This is a genomic window from Nocardioides sp. SYSU D00038 (assembly GCF_016924665.1).
Classification (GTDB): domain Bacteria; phylum Actinomycetota; class Actinomycetes; order Propionibacteriales; family Nocardioidaceae; genus Nocardioides.
Genome location: NZ_JAFFJT010000037.1, coordinates 20,199 through 35,730 on the forward strand (window position 1 = coordinate 20,199; position 15,532 = coordinate 35,730).

The 15,532-nt window shown below is 74.6% G+C and carries 16 protein-coding genes and 1 tRNA gene; 4 read left to right on the forward strand and 13 right to left on the reverse strand.

Annotation, left to right across the window (positions count from 1 at the left end; genetic code table 11):
• Nucleotides 1-67: 67 nt before the first annotated feature.
• From JT721_RS20105 to JT721_RS20120, 4 genes are read left to right on the forward strand one after another with little or no spacing between them, the layout of a single operon-like run.
• On the forward strand, nucleotides 68-868 hold the full coding sequence (locus JT721_RS20105; RefSeq protein ID WP_205475215.1) for an ABC transporter ATP-binding protein: 801 nt from the start codon (nucleotides 68-70) through the stop codon (nucleotides 866-868).
• On the forward strand, nucleotides 865-2,220 hold the full coding sequence (locus JT721_RS20110; protein WP_205475216.1) for an ABC transporter permease: 1,356 nt from the start codon (nucleotides 865-867) through the stop codon (nucleotides 2,218-2,220). The genes JT721_RS20105 and JT721_RS20110 overlap by 4 nt, the downstream gene beginning before the upstream one ends.
• A 14-nt stretch (nucleotides 2,221-2,234) precedes the next feature.
• On the forward strand, nucleotides 2,235-3,485 hold the full coding sequence (locus JT721_RS20115) for a histidine kinase (protein WP_205475217.1): 1,251 nt from the start codon (nucleotides 2,235-2,237) through the stop codon (nucleotides 3,483-3,485).
• Entirely contained in the window at nucleotides 3,482-4,123 is a 642-nt protein-coding gene (locus JT721_RS20120; protein WP_205475228.1) for a response regulator transcription factor, read from the forward strand. The genes JT721_RS20115 and JT721_RS20120 overlap by 4 nt, the downstream gene beginning before the upstream one ends.
• An 84-nt stretch (nucleotides 4,124-4,207) precedes the next feature.
• Here JT721_RS20120 and JT721_RS20125 read toward each other — a convergent pair whose 3' ends face one another.
• From JT721_RS20125 to JT721_RS20185, 13 genes are all read right to left on the reverse strand, one after another.
• Complete coding sequence (locus JT721_RS20125; protein WP_205475218.1) at nucleotides 4,208-5,089, reverse strand: Bax inhibitor-1/YccA family protein; 882 nt, start codon at nucleotides 5,087-5,089, stop codon at nucleotides 4,208-4,210.
• Between the two features lie 197 nt (nucleotides 5,090-5,286).
• A complete protein-coding gene (locus JT721_RS20130; RefSeq protein ID WP_205475219.1) occupies nucleotides 5,287-6,744 on the reverse strand; it encodes a cellulase family glycosylhydrolase in 1,458 nt (485 codons plus the stop codon).
• A 29-nt stretch (nucleotides 6,745-6,773) separates the two neighbouring features.
• A complete protein-coding gene (locus tag JT721_RS20135) occupies nucleotides 6,774-7,484 on the reverse strand; it encodes a cyclopropane-fatty-acyl-phospholipid synthase family protein (protein ID WP_205475220.1) in 711 nt (236 codons plus the stop codon).
• Nucleotides 7,485-7,527: 43 nt separating this feature from the next.
• Nucleotides 7,528-9,270: an ABC transporter ATP-binding protein gene (locus tag JT721_RS20140; protein ID WP_205475221.1), complete on the reverse strand. Its 1,743-nt coding sequence runs from the start codon at nucleotides 9,268-9,270 to the stop codon at nucleotides 7,528-7,530.
• Between the two features lie 55 nt (nucleotides 9,271-9,325).
• Nucleotides 9,326-11,182, reverse strand: coding sequence for an ABC transporter ATP-binding protein (locus tag JT721_RS20145; protein WP_205475222.1), 1,857 nt, complete (start codon nucleotides 11,180-11,182; stop codon nucleotides 9,326-9,328).
• 72 nt (nucleotides 11,183-11,254) lie between these two features.
• Nucleotides 11,255-11,331, reverse strand: a tRNA-Leu gene (locus tag JT721_RS20150).
• 10 nt (nucleotides 11,332-11,341) lie between these two features.
• A complete protein-coding gene (locus tag JT721_RS20155) occupies nucleotides 11,342-11,896 on the reverse strand; it encodes a peptide deformylase (RefSeq protein WP_205475223.1) in 555 nt (184 codons plus the stop codon).
• A complete protein-coding gene (locus JT721_RS20160) occupies nucleotides 11,893-12,432 on the reverse strand; it encodes a glycine cleavage system protein R (RefSeq protein WP_205475224.1) in 540 nt (179 codons plus the stop codon). Before JT721_RS20160 ends, JT721_RS20155 begins: the two co-directional genes overlap by 4 nt.
• A complete protein-coding gene (locus JT721_RS20165) occupies nucleotides 12,429-13,271 on the reverse strand; it encodes a uracil-DNA glycosylase (protein ID WP_205475225.1) in 843 nt (280 codons plus the stop codon). The genes JT721_RS20160 and JT721_RS20165 overlap by 4 nt, the downstream gene beginning before the upstream one ends.
• 14 nt (nucleotides 13,272-13,285) lie before the next feature.
• Nucleotides 13,286-13,552, reverse strand: coding sequence for a hypothetical protein (locus JT721_RS20170; protein ID WP_205475226.1), 267 nt, complete (start codon nucleotides 13,550-13,552; stop codon nucleotides 13,286-13,288).
• 28 nt (nucleotides 13,553-13,580) lie between these two features.
• Complete coding sequence (locus tag JT721_RS20175; RefSeq protein ID WP_307828173.1) at nucleotides 13,581-14,504, reverse strand: exopolyphosphatase; 924 nt, start codon at nucleotides 14,502-14,504, stop codon at nucleotides 13,581-13,583.
• Entirely contained in the window at nucleotides 14,497-15,024 is a 528-nt protein-coding gene (locus JT721_RS20180) for a DUF501 domain-containing protein (protein ID WP_205475227.1), read from the reverse strand. The genes JT721_RS20175 and JT721_RS20180 overlap by 8 nt, the downstream gene beginning before the upstream one ends.
• On the reverse strand, nucleotides 15,021-15,532 hold a 512-nt coding region (locus JT721_RS20185), incomplete at its 5' end, for a septum formation initiator family protein (protein ID WP_240341167.1). The genes JT721_RS20180 and JT721_RS20185, both read right to left, overlap by 4 nt.

A 15,532-nucleotide genomic window follows, 5' to 3' on the forward strand; every position in this document is an offset into this window, starting at 1 on the left:
GAAACCCCACCCCGTTCGGCGGTCCAGGACCATCGAGCCCGGCGCGCGCCGTACCTAGCGTCGAGGCATGACCTCGACCGACCTGCACCCCAGCCAACCCCAGCCCCCCGGCCACCCCGGCCACCCCGCCCTCGAGGTGCGCGGCCTGTCGCGCACCTACGGCACCGGCGACGGTGCCGTGGCCGCCCTCACCGACGTCGACCTCGCCTTCCCGCGCGGCAGCTTGACCGCCGTGATGGGCCCCTCGGGGTCGGGCAAGTCGACGTTCCTGACCTGCGCCGCCGGCCTCGAGCCGCCGACCGCGGGCCACGTCCTCGTCGACGGCCTGGACGTCGCCGGCTGGTCCGAGACCGAGCGCACCCGGCTGCGCCGCGACCGGATCGGCTTCGTCTTCCAGGGCTTCCACCTCCTGCCCTACCTCACCGCCGAGCAGAACGTCGCGCTCCCGCTGCGCCTCGCCGGCCGCCGGGTCGACCGCGACCGGGTGGGGCGCCTGCTCGAGCGGGTCGGGCTCGGCGAGCGTGCCGGTCATCTGCCCGCGGCCCTGTCCGGGGGCCAGCAGCAGCGGGTCGCGATCGCCCGGGCCCTGGTCACCGACCCCGCGGTGCTGCTGGCCGACGAGCCCACCGGTGCGCTCGACTCCCGCACCGCCCAGGAGGTGCTCACCCTCCTCCGGGCGCTGGTCGACGAGCTCGGCTCGACGCTGGTGATGGTCACCCACGACCCGGTGGCGGCGGCCTCCGCCGACGCCGTGGTCTTCCTCGTCGACGGCCGGGTCACCGGCCGGATGCACCGCCCGACGGCCGAGGCCGTGGCCGGCCAGCTCGCCCACCTCGACGAGCTCGTCCCCGCCGGGGTGACCCGGTGAGCGCCGCGGCCGGCCTGGCGGTGCGCTCGCTGCGCCACCGCGCGACGACGTTCGTCGCCACCTTCGTCACGGTGCTGCTCGGTACCGCACTGATCGGCTCCTTCGCCACCCTCGCCGAGACCGCCACCGGTCCGGTCCCCGACGTCGACGCCGAGACCCTGACCGTGATGGGGGCGGTCGTCGGCGGGTGGGGGTCGCTGATCGTGCTGTTCGCCGTCGCCTCCACCACCGGCATCGCGGTCGCCCAGCGCGACGTCGAGGTCGGCCTGCTCCGGGTGGTCGGCGCGACGCCGCGCCAGGTCCGGCAGCTGGTGCGGACCGAGACCCTCGTGGTCTCGCTCGTGGCCGCGCTGCTGGGCGCTGCGCTGGCCGCCGGCACCGGGCGGGCGCTGCTGGCGCTGCTGCGCGAGGGCGGCCTGGTCTCCGGCTCGGTCGCCTACGGCGGCGGCCCCGCCTCCCTGGGGCTCACCGTGGCCGCCGTGCTCACCACCTGCCTGGTGGCCTCCACGGTCACCGGCCGGCGCGCCACCCGCGGCGCCCCCTCGGTGGTGCCGGGCGAGGGCCGCCTCGAGGCCCGTCGGCTGCCGTGGTGGCGGGTGCTGGCCGGCCTGCTGCTCGTCGGCTACGGCATCGCGATGGGCGTCGTCACCATCGCCGTCACCCGCCACTCCGACGACCCCTACGACGCGATGGCCACCAGCGGCTCGAGCTCGATCCTGGTCGGCGTCGGGCTGGCGACCCTCTCCCCCGTGCTGCTGCGCTGGCTCTCGACGCCGCTGCGTCCGCTGCTGGACCGGCTGCCGGGTGGCGCGACCGGCCACCTGGCGGCGTTCAACACCTCGCGCCGTGCCGCGCTCCTCGGCGGGGTGCTCGGCCCGGTGATCGTGCTCTCCGCCGCCGCGATCGGGACCCTGATGGTCGTGGGCATCGACCAGCGCACCGTGACCGGCGCGCCCGGCGCGGACACCGACCTGATCAACCTGCTCAACAACGTCGTGGTCGGCATGCTGTCGCTCTTCGCGGCCATCCTGGTGGTCAGCTCGTTCGCCGCCGTGGTCTCCCACCGGCGCGCCGAGCTGCGCCGCCTCTGGCTGCTGGGCGCCACCCCGGGCCAGGTCACCGGCTCGGTGCTGGCCGAGGCTGCCGTCGTGGCCACGGTGGGCGTCGGGCTCGGCGCGGTCGCCTCGCTGGCCTCGATCGTGCCGTTCGCCGTCGCCCGCGACGAGGGGCTGGTCCCCGACGGCCAGCTCTGGCTACCGCCGCTGGTGGTCGCCGGCGTCGTGGCCCTCACCCTGCTCGCCGCACGCAGCGCCGTGCACCGGGCAGCGCCGCTCGCGGCGGTGTCGCGATGACAGACTCTGGTGCCATGGCCGGCCCGCTGCGACCCCTGACCCGGGTCGCCCCGGCGCCGGTCGACGAGCAGGGCCTGGTCGAGCGGCTGCGGGCCAGCCTGGCCGCCGCGGCGTACTTCCTGCTGTTCGTGCCGGCCGTCCCGCTGCTGGTGCTGAGCCTGCTGCTGGTGCCGCTGGGGCTCACCGGCCTCGGCATCGCGCTGGCCCACGCGGTGGTGCCGGCGACCGGGGCGCTGGCCCGGGTGCACCGCCGGCTCAGCGGCGCCCTGCTGGGCGAGACGCTGCCGGAGGCCTACGCCGACACCACCGGCCGGGGCTTCCTGGCCCGGCCGATGGTCTGGCTGCGCGACCCGCACCGGTGGCGCGACGTCGGGTTCCTGGCGTTCTCCGCCACCGGTGGCGCGGTGCTGGCCGGACTGCCGGCCCTGCTACTCGTGACCCCGGCGGTCCACCTGGTGCTGGCGGTCACCACCGGTGGCTGGGTGGGGCTGGTGCTGCTCGGCACCGCCCTCCTCGCGCCGCTGCTGTGGTGGGTGCTCACCCCGCCCCTGGTGCGGGCCCGGGCCATGGCCGAGCGGTCGATCCTGGGGGTCTCCCGCGGCGACCTCGAGCGCCGCGTCGAGCAGGTGGTCGAGTCGCGCGCCGAGACCCTCGACCACTCCGCCGCCGAGGTGCGCCGGATCGAGCGCGATCTCCACGACGGCGCCCAGGCCCGGATCGCCTCGGTGGGCATGAACGTCGGGCTGGCCGAGAAGCTGATGGCCACCGACCCCGCCGCGGCCGCCGAGCTGCTCCGGGAGGCCCGCGAGTCGACGGTCACCGCGCTGGAGGACCTGCGGTCGGTCGTGCGCGGCATCCACCCGCCGGTGCTGGCCGACCGCGGGCTCGCCGGGGCGATCGAGGCGCTCGCGGTGCCGATCCCCCTGCCGGTCACCACCTCGGTGGCGGTGCCGGCGCTGCCCGCGCCGGTCGAGTCGGCGGCGTACTTCGCCGTCGCGGAGTGCCTGGCCAACACCGTCAAGCACGCCCGCGCGACCCGGGCCTGGGTCCAGGCGACCCACGACGGCGAGGTGCTGCGCATCGTGGTCGGCGACGACGGCCGCGGCGGCGCGACCCCGACCGGCTCCGGCATCACCGGGATCGCCCGCCGGCTGGCCGCCTTCGACGGATGGATGACCGTGACGAGCCCGGACGGCGGGCCGACCCAGGTGACGATGGAGGTGCCGTGCCGGACCAGCCCAGCGGACCGCCCGACCGAACGTTGAGGGCGGTGCTCGCCGAGGACCAGGCCCTGCTGCGCGTGGGACTGACCCGGATCCTCGAGGCGGGCGGCATCGAGGTGGTCGAGGCCGTCGACAACGGCCCCTCCCTCGACCGGGCCCTGGCCCGCACCGACCTCGACGTGGCCGTGGTCGACGTGCGGCTGCCGCCGACGTCCACCACCGAGGGCCTGGTGTCGGCAATCGCCGCCCGGTCGGCCCGGCCGGGCTTCCCCGTGCTGGTGCTGAGCCAGTGGGTGGAGCCGCTCTACGCCCGCGACCTGCTCGCCAGCGGCGAGGGCGCGGTCGGCTACCTGCTCAAGGACCGGGTCGCCGACGTCGACGCCTTCCTCGCGGCCGTCCGCCAGGTCGCGGCGGGCGGCACCGTGCTCGACCCGGAGGTGGTCGCCGGGCTGGTCAGCGGCGCGGCCCCCGGGCCGCTCGACCGGCTCACCGAGCGCGAGCGGGAGGTGCTGACGCTGATGGCCGAGGGCCGCTCCAACGCCGCGATCGCGGCCCGCCTCTTCGTCAGCGAGAAGGCGGTCGGCAAGCACACCAACAGCATCTTCACCAAGCTCGACCTGCCGCAGGCGCCCGACGACAACCGACGGGTGCTGGCGGTGCTGGCCTGGCTGCACGGCTGATCCCGCGTCCCGAGAGCCCGGAAATGGCCGCAGGCCTCGGGACGAGCCCGGGGCCTGCGGTCGGAGCTGTTGCCGAGGTGCTGGTCAGTCCTGGTTGAGGATCGCCAGCAGGCGCAGCAGGTTGGTGTAGATCCAGACCAGCGACACGGTCATCGCGAAGGCCGCTCGCCACGACTCCCTCTCGGGGATGCCGTTGGCGATGCCCTGCTCGACGAAGTCGAAGTCGAGGATCAGCATGAACACACCGAGGACCAGGCCGACGATCGCGGTGAGCATGCCCAGCGCGCCGAAGCCGAAGAGGCCCAGCTGGTTGTTGAACATGCCGAGCACGAGCTCCATCAGGCTCAGGCCGATCATGCCGAACACCGCGGCGATGACGAAGGTGCGGAACTTCTGGCCGACCTTGATGTCGAAGAACTTGTACGCCGCGAGCGTGCCGGCGAAGGCCGCCATCGTGCCGAGCACGGCCTGGAGCACGATGTTGCCCGAGTCGGGCGTGCTGAACAGGGCGTCGAAGAACTTGCTCAGCGCACCGAGCGCGATGCCCTCGGCGACCGCGAACGCCAGCACCAGCGGGACGCTCACGACCCGCTTGAACGAGTTGACCATCGACAGCGCGAAGGCGGCGAGGCTGCCGATCGACATGGCGGCGATCAGCGGCCCGACGTCGGGCTCGCTGCCGGTGATCGGGGGCGTCAGGAACCAGGTCGCGAAGGCGGCGACCAGGACGACGCCAAGCGTGATGCCGGTGGACTGGACGACCGAGTCGATCGTCATCCGCCGGCCGGTGTCGACGGGCGACGTGGTGCCCCCGTCGTTCCACTGGGCGTAGTCGTTGGCGGGCTGCTGCCCCTGGCCGTAGCCGGGGTAGGCGGCGCCGCCGCCGGAGTACGCCTGGTTCCCGTAGGCGTTGCCGCCGTTCTGGAACTCCTCGGAACGGCGGAACACCGGGTTGTTGCTCTGCATGGTCTCCTCCTTGGAGGCCGGGGGTGGGGTGGCCGTCTCCCTGACGACTCACCGATGAGGGCAGCCTAGCCGCCTTCACCGGGTACAACGCCGACGCGGGCTCCCGCGTTCCCCGAACCGCTGGTTGAGGAGGGACGAAGTCCCGTCTCGAAACCCAGTGGGACGAACGCCCTCCCCGGGGGCGCCGACCACCGGCATCAGCGGGCGACGATGCGCACCGTCACCGGCCGCCGCGAGGTGGCCCGGACGAGCACGAACCGCCCCTGCCGCTTGGTCCTGGCGTGCGTGGCCGAGACCCGGAAGCCGCGGGGGTAGTGCAGCGGGCTGACGAAGATCCGGGTGGGCGCCCTGATCCGGCGCTGGGGGCGGTAGGCCAGCGAGAAGGCGCCGGTGCGGGCGTCGAAGCGCATCGCGGTCGGGATGCCGGCGACGGCCTGCGCGTAGGTGCGCACCAGCAGCCGCACCTTGTCCTTCTTCACCGTGCGCAGGTCGCGGTCGTCGTGGAAGAGCCCCTGCTTGTCGTCGGCGGTCGTGGGGTCGTTCCAGAACTTGTAGGCCCAGTGGGTCCAGCCCATCAGGTGCTCGTCGGCCACCTCGGCGTCGATCTCGATGGCGCGCAGGTTGTCGGTGGCACCCCACTCGCTCATCATCGGCACCGCCCCCATCCGCTCGGACTGCTCGAGCGCGTGCTCCTGCCGGTCGTGCGCGAACGCGCGGCAGTTCTCGGCGTTGCCGCCCGGCAGGCCCTGCGACTCCAGGAACACGTCGGGGCAGTAGCTGTGCCACGAGAAGCCCAGCTGGCTCTCGCCCGGCACCTTCTCGTAGAAGGTGCCGACCCGCTGGCCCCCGGCGAACTGCTGCGGCTCCCACCAGACGAGGTTGCGCCGGTCGATCGCGCGGATCGCGGCGAGCGCTTTCTCCATCGCCGGCTGCAGCTCCCGGCGGTAGGACCCCGGGCAGCCGCCGGTGAGGCAGCCGGCCCACTCCATCCCCATCCAGGGCTCGTTCAGCAGGTCGTAGCCCATCAGGTACGGCTGCTTCCTCCAGGTCCTGGCGGCCACCCGCCACGCCGCCACCCAGCCGTCGAGCAGCCCGTCCTTGTTGGCCCAGAACCGGTCGAAGACCGTGGAGACCTCGGGGGTCCAGTAGCCCAGCGGGAACGGCGCGACGATCGGCGGCAGCAGGTTGTAGGGCACCGGCCGCCGCATCGCCCACGCCGGGGCGCCCTCGCCGCCGTAGGTCTCGTGCCACTGGTCCTGGTGCATGTCGAGCTGCACCCAGATCCGCCGCTTCGCCAGCAGGTCGAGCACGCGTTGGGTCCGGCGCAGGTACGCCGGGTCGGCGCGGCCGGGGGCGGTGGGCGTCAGCCCCGCCCACAGGGTGCCGACCCGGGCGGCGTTGAACCCGTGCCGACGCAGCCAGTCGGCGTCGCGCCGGGTGAAGCCCGACGCGTCGTTCGGCGGCGAGTACGGCGGCCGCTTCCAGACCAGGTTGAGGCCGTGCACGATCACCACCCGGCCCTGCGGGTCGACCAGCCAGCGCCCCTCGCGGCGCAGCTGCGGCGGCGGCTTCGCGGCGTCCGCGCTGCCGGCGGTCACGGTCATCACCCCCGCCGTCACGAGGAGGGCGAGCAGGGCGGTGAGGGCTCGGCGCACGCCCTGTCAACGAGCGAGCGTGACGGGCGTCACCCCTGACGTCGGCGGGCGCGCACCACGGTGTCGGTGAAGTCGACGACGTCGCCCTCGACGTTCCGGGCCTCGCGCCGCTGCGCGGCGGCGACCTCGACCTCCCACTCCTCCCCGAGCAGCCGGGTCACTGCCTCGGGCCCGAAGAGCAGCTGCGTGAGCTGCGGGTTGCGCTGCCCGGTGTGCTCGTCGTCGGGGTGGTGGGCCAGCACCAGCAGGCGACCGCCGGGCCGGACCGCGGCGGCCAGGGCCCGGTAGACCTCGTCGAAGACGGCGGGCGGCACGTGCACGAACGACGCCGTCACCAGGTCGGCGGTGCCGGGCAGGCCGTCGCCAGCCACCACGTCGACCCGCGCGAACGTCGCCCGGTCGGCGACGTCCTCCTCCGCCGCGTGCCGCGCCGCCCGGTCGACGGCGACCTGCGACACGTCGACCCCGGTGACCGTCCAGCCGCGGCGGGCCAGCCAGACCGCGTCCGCCCCCTCGCCGCAGCCCACGTCGATCGCGGTGCCCGGCTCGAGGTCCTCGACCTGCTCGACCAGCCGCTGGTTGGGGCGCCCCGACCAGACCCGGTCGGAGCCGGCGTAGCGCTCGTCCCAGAACTCCTGGGTGAACATCGCGTCGAGGTCGACCTCCTCGACGTCGCGGCCGCGCTGGTGGCCGTGCTGGTGGTCGTGCTGGTGGTCGTGGTCGGGGTGCTGGGAGCTCATGGCACCCATGCTGCTCCTTCAGGTCGACCTGAAGGCAACCGCGTTACTCGCGGTAGCCCACGGCCTGGGTGCGGTACATCTCGGCGTAGCGACCACCCCTCGCGATCAGCTCCGCGTGGGTCCCGACCTCGCGGACGCGGCCGTCGTCCATCACCACCACGAGGTCGGCAGTGCGCACGGTCGAGAACCGGTGCGACACGATCACCGTGATCGAGCCGGAGGCGCTCTCGCGGTCTGCGACGCCGGCGAACCAGTCGTAGACGTGGCGCTCCGACTCGATGTCGAGGGAGTAGGTCGGCTCGTCGAGGATGCGCAGCAGGGGCGTGGGGCGCATGCTGGAGCGGGCCAGGGCGAGCTTCTGCCACTGCCCGCCGGACAGGTCGACACCGTCGAGGAAGGCGCTGCCGAGCGGCGTCTCGAGGCCCTGGGGGAGCTCGCCCTCGATGTCGGCCACGTCGGCACGCCGGAGTGCCTCGCGCACGGCCCCGTCGTCGTCCACCCGGGCGACCCACCCCAGGCCCACCGCCTCGCGGGCGAGGAGCTCGTAGCGGACGAACTCCTGGAGCGCCGCGGTGACCTGCGACCGCCACGCCTCCGTCTCCAGCTCGTCGGCGGGCGTGCCGTCGACCAGGACCGACCCCGAGGTCAGCCGGTGCAGCCCGGCCAGCAGCGTGACGAGGGTCGACTTCCCCGCGCCGTTGTCACCGACCAACGCCACCACGGCCCCGGCGAGCAGCAGCAGGCTGACGTCGCTCACCGCGTCCCGGTCGGCCCCGGGGTAGCGGAACGAGACACCGCGCAGCTCGATGCCGCACGTGAGGCGTCCGGGCGCGGCCGCGGTGCCGACCGGTCGACGCCCCTCGACGTAGCGGCGCATCCAGACCAGGTGCCTCATCGTCTCGACGATGCGGAACAGCGCCCCAGCGTTGGCGAGGAGCGAACCGAGCTGGGAGTGCAGCTGCTGACCCGCGGTGAGCACGAGGATGACCTCACCCAGGGTCGCCTGCCCCGCCAGCGAGCGGTCGGTGACGTGGAGCAGCGCGGCGGCGAAGCCGGCCGTGAAGACGACGAGCGCCCCGCAGGTGACGACCGTCCCGACCAGCTCGGCGCGCCACTGGGTCGCGACCGCTCGGCGCCAGGCGGCGTCGTGCTCGGCCCGGACCCGGTCGCCGAGACCGAGCACGCGGAGCTCACCCGCCACGCGGGGCTCGAACGCGAGCAGCGCGAGACCGTCGGCGGAGCGGGTGTCGGGGAGGCACTCCCGCAGCGCTCGCTGGGTGCGTGACTCGGTCCAGCGGGACGCCAGGACCGGCGCCGCCGCGGCCAGCGGCAGCAGGAGGAGCAACGGCGCCACGGTGGCGAGCAGCGCGACCGTCACCAGGAGCTGCAGGCCCAGCAGCAGGGCGTAGAGGAGCGTGCTCATCGACTCCTGGAAGTGCTCCCGGTTGGTCCGCGAGAGCGTCAGCCGGTCCTGGAACCGGGTGTCCTCCACGTCCTCCAGGATCTCGAGGCGGGTGGTCAGGTCGACGAGGTCCTGGTCGACGACGACTGTCATCGACTCGAAGAGGTTCCAGGTCAGCGTCGCCGCGACGCTGCGCAGCCCCATCCCGCCGGCCTGGGCCAGGGCCATCACCACCGCCGTGGCGGCGATCGCCTCGGCGGTGCCGTCGACGGCGGCGTCGACGAGCAGGCTGTAGAGCAACGGTGCCAGCGCCGCCAGCACCGCTCCGCCCGCCGCGGCCAGCACGCCGACCCCCACCGCGAAGCGGTCCGCCCGCACGGCCATGGCGAGCAGGTGGCGTACTCCTGCCCCGACCGTCGGTGTGGCGGGAGCGGTCGGTTCACTCATCCGCGGCGCTCCACGGGTACATGCCGGCCTGGAGGGCGAAGGCCTGCGCGTAGCGCCCACCGCGGGCGACCAGGTCGCCGTGGGTGCCCTGCTCGGCAACGGCACCGTCGGCCAGCACGACGATCCGGTCGCACCGACGGGCCAGGGCGAGCCGGTGGGTCACCAGCACCGTCGTGACCGCGCCCGCCGTCTGCTCCACGAGGCGTTGCACGAGCCGCTCCTCGGCCGCGGTGTCGAGGTTGGAGGTCGGTTCGTCCAGCACCAGGAAGCGGGCACCGTGCTCGAGCGCGTACGCGACCCGTGCGTGCGCCAGCCGTTGCCACTGCCCCCCGGACAGGTCGTGGCCGTCGAGGAACGGGGACGCGAGCGACGTCCGGCGTCCCTCGGGCAGCCGGGAGGTGAAGCCGGAGGCCCCGGCCGCGGCCAGGGCGCGGTCGAGGCTCTCGTCGGCCGCGTCGCCGGGTCGGGCGGCGCCGATCGTGACGTTGGTGGCCACGTCGCCGGGCATCCGCAGGAATCCCTGGAAGATGGGCGCGGTGAGCTGGTGCCAGCTCGCCAGGGCCAGGTCTGCGAGGTCGTCCCCGTTGACCAGGACGTGACCGGACGTCGGCGGGTGGAGTCCGCACAGCAGGCGGATCAACGTGGACTTGCCGGCGCCGTTCATGCCGACCACGGCCAGCGACGACCCCGCTGGGATGTCGAGGTCGATGTCGTGGAGTACCTCGGCACCGTTGGGGTACGCGAACGACACGCCGCGGAGCTCCAGCCTGGGCGGGACGTCGGGGTCGACCCTGCGACCGAGGTCGCGGTCGCGCGCGGTGCGGGCGTCGCGCTCGACCTGCTCGATCGACGGCAGGATCTTGACGCTGTACTCGATCGCCATGTCCTCGGGGCTGCTGCCCGCGAAGCCCAGGACCAGGAACATCATGGGCACGAAGACCACGAGGTCCTCGACGTCCCACCTCCCGCTCGTCACCGCGCTCGCTGCGTGCAGCAGCCCGGCCAGCGTCGCCGACCCGACCAGCGCGACGTGCCAGATCGTGCTGCTGCGCATGCCGGCCCGGCGCTCGCGCCAGGTGGGCGTCCACGCACGCACGCCGGCCGCGCCGATCCGGGTGCTCAACCACCGTCGCAGGCCGAACAGCCGGACCTCGTGGCGGGCGGGCCGTTCGAGTCCCAGCGAGGAGAGGTACCAGCCCTCGCGCCGGGCGCGATCGCCCTCGCGCCAGACCTCGATGATGCGCAGCGTCGACCTGCGCCAGTGCACCCGCATGACGAGCGTGCTGACGAGCACCGCGGCCGCGACAAGTGGCTGGTAGGTGGCCAGGACGGCGCCGGCAGCGAACACTGTCAGGTAGTCCTGGGCCAGGGCCACGATCCCGGCCGCCCCCTGCCCGGGCGTGGCGCTCCACCTGACCAGACCCTGCAGCTCACCCATCGCGTCGAGGTGTGCCTGCCCCTGCAGGTGGCTCACGTCGGCCCCCGACAGCGCCGCCCGGAGGACCCGGTCGCGGATCGTGCCGTCGACCGACTTGGTCACGCGCCACCGCAGCCGCCCCAGCACCGGTCCGAGGAGCTCCCCCAGCAGGTACAGGCCCATCACCAGGACGAACGCCGGGACCACGGGGTCGAGCTCCCCGGACCCGAGCGAGTCGGCGATGCGACCGCTGAGGTGTCCGCCGGCGAGGACGAGCGCCACGGGCAGCACGCCCGCGACCACGAGGACCACCAGGCGGACTACGACCAGGCGGGGCGAGGCGTGCGCCAGCATCCGCACCAGGGCCCACCGGGCCTCGACCAGCGCGAGCAGGCGCGCCCGCCTGCCCCCCGAGGCGGACGGCGAGCGCATGCCGGGCACGCTAGGCCCTGCGCAGACCAGTGCCAATCGATTTGGCCGCTGGTCTCGACCTGTCGGTCGACCTGGTGCCCCCGGTGGGGCTCGAACCCACACTGTGCCGTTTTTAAGACGGCTTCCTCTGCCGGTTGGGATACGGGGGCCGGCGCCCGCCTATAAGTACGTCCTCCGGGGGTGCACGGCGCGGGCGTCGGCGACCCGGTCGAGGAAGAGCAGGCCGGCGCAGTGGTCGATCTCGTGCTGCAGCGCACGCGCCTCGAAGGCGTCGGTCACGACGGTGACCTCCTCGCCGGTGCCGGGGAGGCGGCCGCGCACGGTGAGGCGTGCGGCCCGACGTACGTCGCCGGTGAGGTCGGGCACGCTCATGCAGCCCTCGCGCGCCTTCTCCCTGCGGGTCGCCTCCACGACCTCAGCGTTGCACAGGACGAAGGTGCCGTGGCCGGTGCGCGTCCTGGGGTGGCCGGAGACGTCGACGCAGAACACCCGCGAGCCGACGCCCACCTGGGGTGCGGCCAGGCCGACGCAGCCGGGACTGACCCGCATGGTGGCGACGAGGTCGGCCGCGAGTCGGACGACGTCGGGGGCGGTGGGGTCGACCTCGGCGGCAGCGGTCGAGAGCACCGCGGCCGGGGCGCGCACGACGTCGCGCACCTCGCCCGTCACGCCCAGCTCGTCCTCGGACCAGGCGTGGACCCGGTCGTCGCTCACAGCTCGTCGGTCTCCACCGGGCGCAGCGTCGCGCCGACGCCGAGGTCGGTGGCCACCCGGTCGATCTCGGCCCCGAGCGCGGTCGCGTCGACGCCGGCGGGCAGGTCGAGCTCGGCCACGAGCAGGTAGAGGTCGCCGGCGAGCCGGGTGGTGAGGTCGGTGATGTTGCCGCCCACCCGGGCCACCTCGGCCGCGACGCTGGACACGATGCCGGGCCGGTCGCCGCCGTGGACGGTGAGCACGTGGGGCGCGCCGCGCACCGGGTCGGGGTCGTCGGGGGCGACCGACCGCACGGTCACGGTGAGCGCGCCGTCGTCGGCCAGCGGCGCCAGCGCCGCCTCGATCGCGGCGCTCGGCGCCTCCCCGGAGCAGACCAGCATCATCGCGAAGTGACCCCGCAGCAGGGTCATGGTGGAGTCCTCGAGGTTGAGGCCGAGGTCGGCCAGCCGCTCGGTCGTCTCGGCGATGATGCCCGGCCGGTCGTGGCCCAGGACGGTGATGGCGTGCTGCGTCGGGGCGCTCGGTCGGAGGGTCACGCCTCCATCCTGCCAAGGTGGGCCGCCCGGCCGAGCACGTCGTCGAGCATGGCCTCGGTGAGGCGCCCGGTGAAGGTGTTCTGCTGGCTGGGGTGGTAGCTGCCCAGCAGGGTCACCGCCCGGCCGTCTGCGTCGATCGGCGCGGTCGCGCCGTGGCCGAACCGGGGCTTGCGCGCCGGGGCCCGCCAGCCCACCTCGCGGAACGCCCGCAGCGCGGCGTCCCAGCCGATCGAGCCCAGCGCGACGACCACCCGCACCGAGGGCGCGACCAGCCGGAGCTCGGTGTGCAGCCAGGGCGCGCAGGTCTCCTTCTCCTCGGTGGTCGGCTTGTTCAGCGGCGGCGCGCAGCGCACGGTCGCGACCATCCGGGTGTCGACCAGCGCGAGGCCGTCGGCCGCGTGCACGCTGGTCGGCTGGGTGGCCAGCCCGACCCGGTGGAGGCTGGCGAACAGCCAGTCGCCGGAGCGGTCCCCGGTGAAGATCCGGCCGGTGCGGTTGGCACCGTTGGCGGCGGGGGCCAGGCCGACCACCAGCACCCGCGGGGTCGTCGATCCCCAGCCGGGCACCGGGCGGCCCCAGTAGGGCTCCCCGGCGAACGACGCGCGCTTGTCGCGGGCGACGTCCTCGCGCCACCGCACCAGGCGGGGGCAGGCACCGCACACCGAGACCCGGGCGTCGAGCACCGCGAGGTCGTCGGTGCGCGCGAGCCGGCGTACGCCGGCCGCCGTGCGGGCCCGGGGGGTCGTGGGCTCGGCGGGGTCACCGGGCCAGCCCGTGCCGGGCGGCACCGGTGAGGCGAACCGGCCGCCGAGCGCCGGGTGGGGTAGCTGCTCCCCCACGTCGGGGCCCGACGTCAGGGCGCGGGCTGGATCGACGCCTCGCGGCGTACCTTGTCGGCGGCCTGGTGGGCGGCGTCGGCCACCTTGTCCTTGGCGGTCTCGGCGGCCGCGGCGGCCTGGGTCGCGACCGCGTCCTGGGCCTTCGACGTGGCGGACTGGACCGTGGGGTTGCGGGCCACCTTCTGGGCCCCGGACCGGATCTGCTCGTAGCGCTCGCGACCGGCCCTGGCGCCCAGGACGTAGCCGGCGGCGGCAGCGGCGAGGAGTGGCAGCTTCTTCATGGCCGTCCGTTACCCGGGCCGCCCGGAGTCACACGGGGCGCTGGTCGACCAGCGACCAGGCGATGCCGTCGAGGATGTCGGCCTCCGAGACGACCAGCTCCTCCACGACGCTGCGGCGCAGCACCCGCGACAGGATCAGCGCGCCGGCATCGATGACGTCGGCCCGGCCCGGGTGGAGCCAGGGCAGCGCCAGCCGCTCGTTGACCGTCATCGCCACCAACCGGTCGACCACGGCGTGGACGTCGGCGACGGGCAGTCGGGCCTGGTCGACCGCCTCCCGGGAGTAGGCGGCCAGCCCGAGCGCACCGGCGGCGACCGAGGTGACCGTGCCGGCGACGCCCACCACTTCTGCCGCCCGGTCGATCGCCACGGGGCAGGCGTCGAGCGCGCGGTCGATGTCGGCGACGCAGGCCTGCACCTCGGCCATGGTGGGCGGGTCGGAGCGCAGGTGCCGCTCGTGGAGCCGCACCGAGCCGATGTCCATCGAGTGCGCGACCGACGGCGGCGCGTCGAGCGCGGCGCCGCGGATCACCTCGGTGGAGCCGCCGCCGATGTCGAGCACCAGCACCGGCAGGGCGGGGGTGGTGGTGAGGTTGCGGACCGCGCCGTCGAAGGCGAGCGCCGCCTCCTCGTCGCCCGACACGACCTCCGGCTCGACCCCGAGCCGCGCCCGGACGCCGGCGACGAACTCCTCGGCGTTCTCGGCGTCGCGGGTGGCCGAGGTCGCGACGAAGCGCACCCGGGTCGCGCCGTGCCGCGCGATGAGCTCGGCGTACTCGTCGATCGCGGCGAAGGCCCGCTCGAGCGCCTGGTCGGCGAGCCGCCCGGTGCGGTCGACGTCCTGCCCCAGCCGGATCATCCGCATCTCGCGGACGGCGACGTCGGGCAGCGCGCCCACGAGGAGCTTGATCGTGTTGGTGCCGCAGTCGATGGCGGCGACGGTCTCAGCCACCGTCGGCCACGGGGTCGGCCGGCACGTCGACGCACGGCCCCGGTGCCCACCACTCGCCGAGCCGGTCGAGCACCTCGTCGCCCAGCGGGTTGACGCCGCGACCCTGGGCCAGCGACTGCCCGGCCAGCACGTGGAGGCACTTGACCCGGTCGGGCATCCCGCCGGCGGAGATGCCCGCGATCTCGGGCACGTCGAGCCCGGCGCGCTGGCCGATCGCGTCACGGGCGGCGAGGTAGCGGTCGTGGGCGGCGGCGTAGCGCTCGGCGAGGTCGGGGTCGTCGCCGAGCCGGGCCTCCATCTCCTTCATCACCCCGGTGCCCTCGAGGGTGCCGATCCGCGACGCCGCGCGGGGGCAGGTGAGGTAGTAGGTGGTGGGGAACGGGGTGCCGTTGGGCAGCCGAGGCCGGGTGGTCACCACGTCGGGGTGCCCGCAGGGGCAGCGGTGGCCGACCTCCTCGATGCCGCGCGGCTCGCGGCCGAGCTGCTCCGCGACCGCCGCCTGGTCAGCGGGGTCGATCACGGGCGCTTCTTCTCCTTCGACCCGTCGATCTCGGTGGCGGGACCGCTGGTCACCGGTGGCGGGTCACCGGCCAGCTCGACCGACGCCCAGGCGTCGTCCCACCACGGCGTCGGCTCGGTGTCGAGCACGGTGTCGGGGTCGTGGAGCCGGGTGTCGCGGTCGAGCGGCTCGCCGTCCTCGTCGAGCACGACGTACGACCGCGACCCCGGCATCACGTAGCCGAGGTGCTCACGCGCCTGCTGGCGCACGAACGCCGGATCCTGCCAGCTGCGCTTCTCGCGCTCCAGCGAGGTGATGCTGGCCTCGCGCTCGGCGATGTCGGACTTGAGCTCGTTGATGTGGGAGCGCTGCTGGAGGTAGGCCCGCAGCGACGAGGCGTAGGAGACGGTGAGCACGGCCAGCACCAGCACCAGGATCGCCGCCCGGCCGGTCAGCCGCGACCGGCGCGGCGTCGGCCCGCCGGCGACCGCGGCCACCGGGGCGCGGGTGCCCCGGCCGGGCGCGGGCC

Coding starts and splice junctions, on each gene's coding strand:
- JT721_RS20105 (WP_205475215.1), top strand. CDS start 68: ATGACCTCGACCGACCTGCACCCCAGCCAACCCCAGCCCCCCGGCCAC.
- JT721_RS20115 (WP_205475217.1), top strand. CDS start 2,235: ATGGCCGGCCCGCTGCGACCCCTGACCCGGGTCGCCCCGGCGCCGGTC.
- JT721_RS20125 (WP_205475218.1), bottom strand. CDS start 5,089: ATGCAGAGCAACAACCCGGTGTTCCGCCGTTCCGAGGAGTTCCAGAAC.
- JT721_RS20135 (WP_205475220.1), bottom strand. CDS start 7,484: ATGAGCTCCCAGCACCCCGACCACGACCACCAGCACGACCACCAGCAC.
- JT721_RS20140 (WP_205475221.1), bottom strand. CDS start 9,270: ATGGCCGTGCGGGCGGACCGCTTCGCGGTGGGGGTCGGCGTGCTGGCC.
- JT721_RS20145 (WP_205475222.1), bottom strand. CDS start 11,182: ATGCGCTCGCCGTCCGCCTCGGGGGGCAGGCGGGCGCGCCTGCTCGCG.
- JT721_RS20170 (WP_205475226.1), bottom strand. CDS start 13,552: ATGAAGAAGCTGCCACTCCTCGCCGCTGCCGCCGCCGGCTACGTCCTG.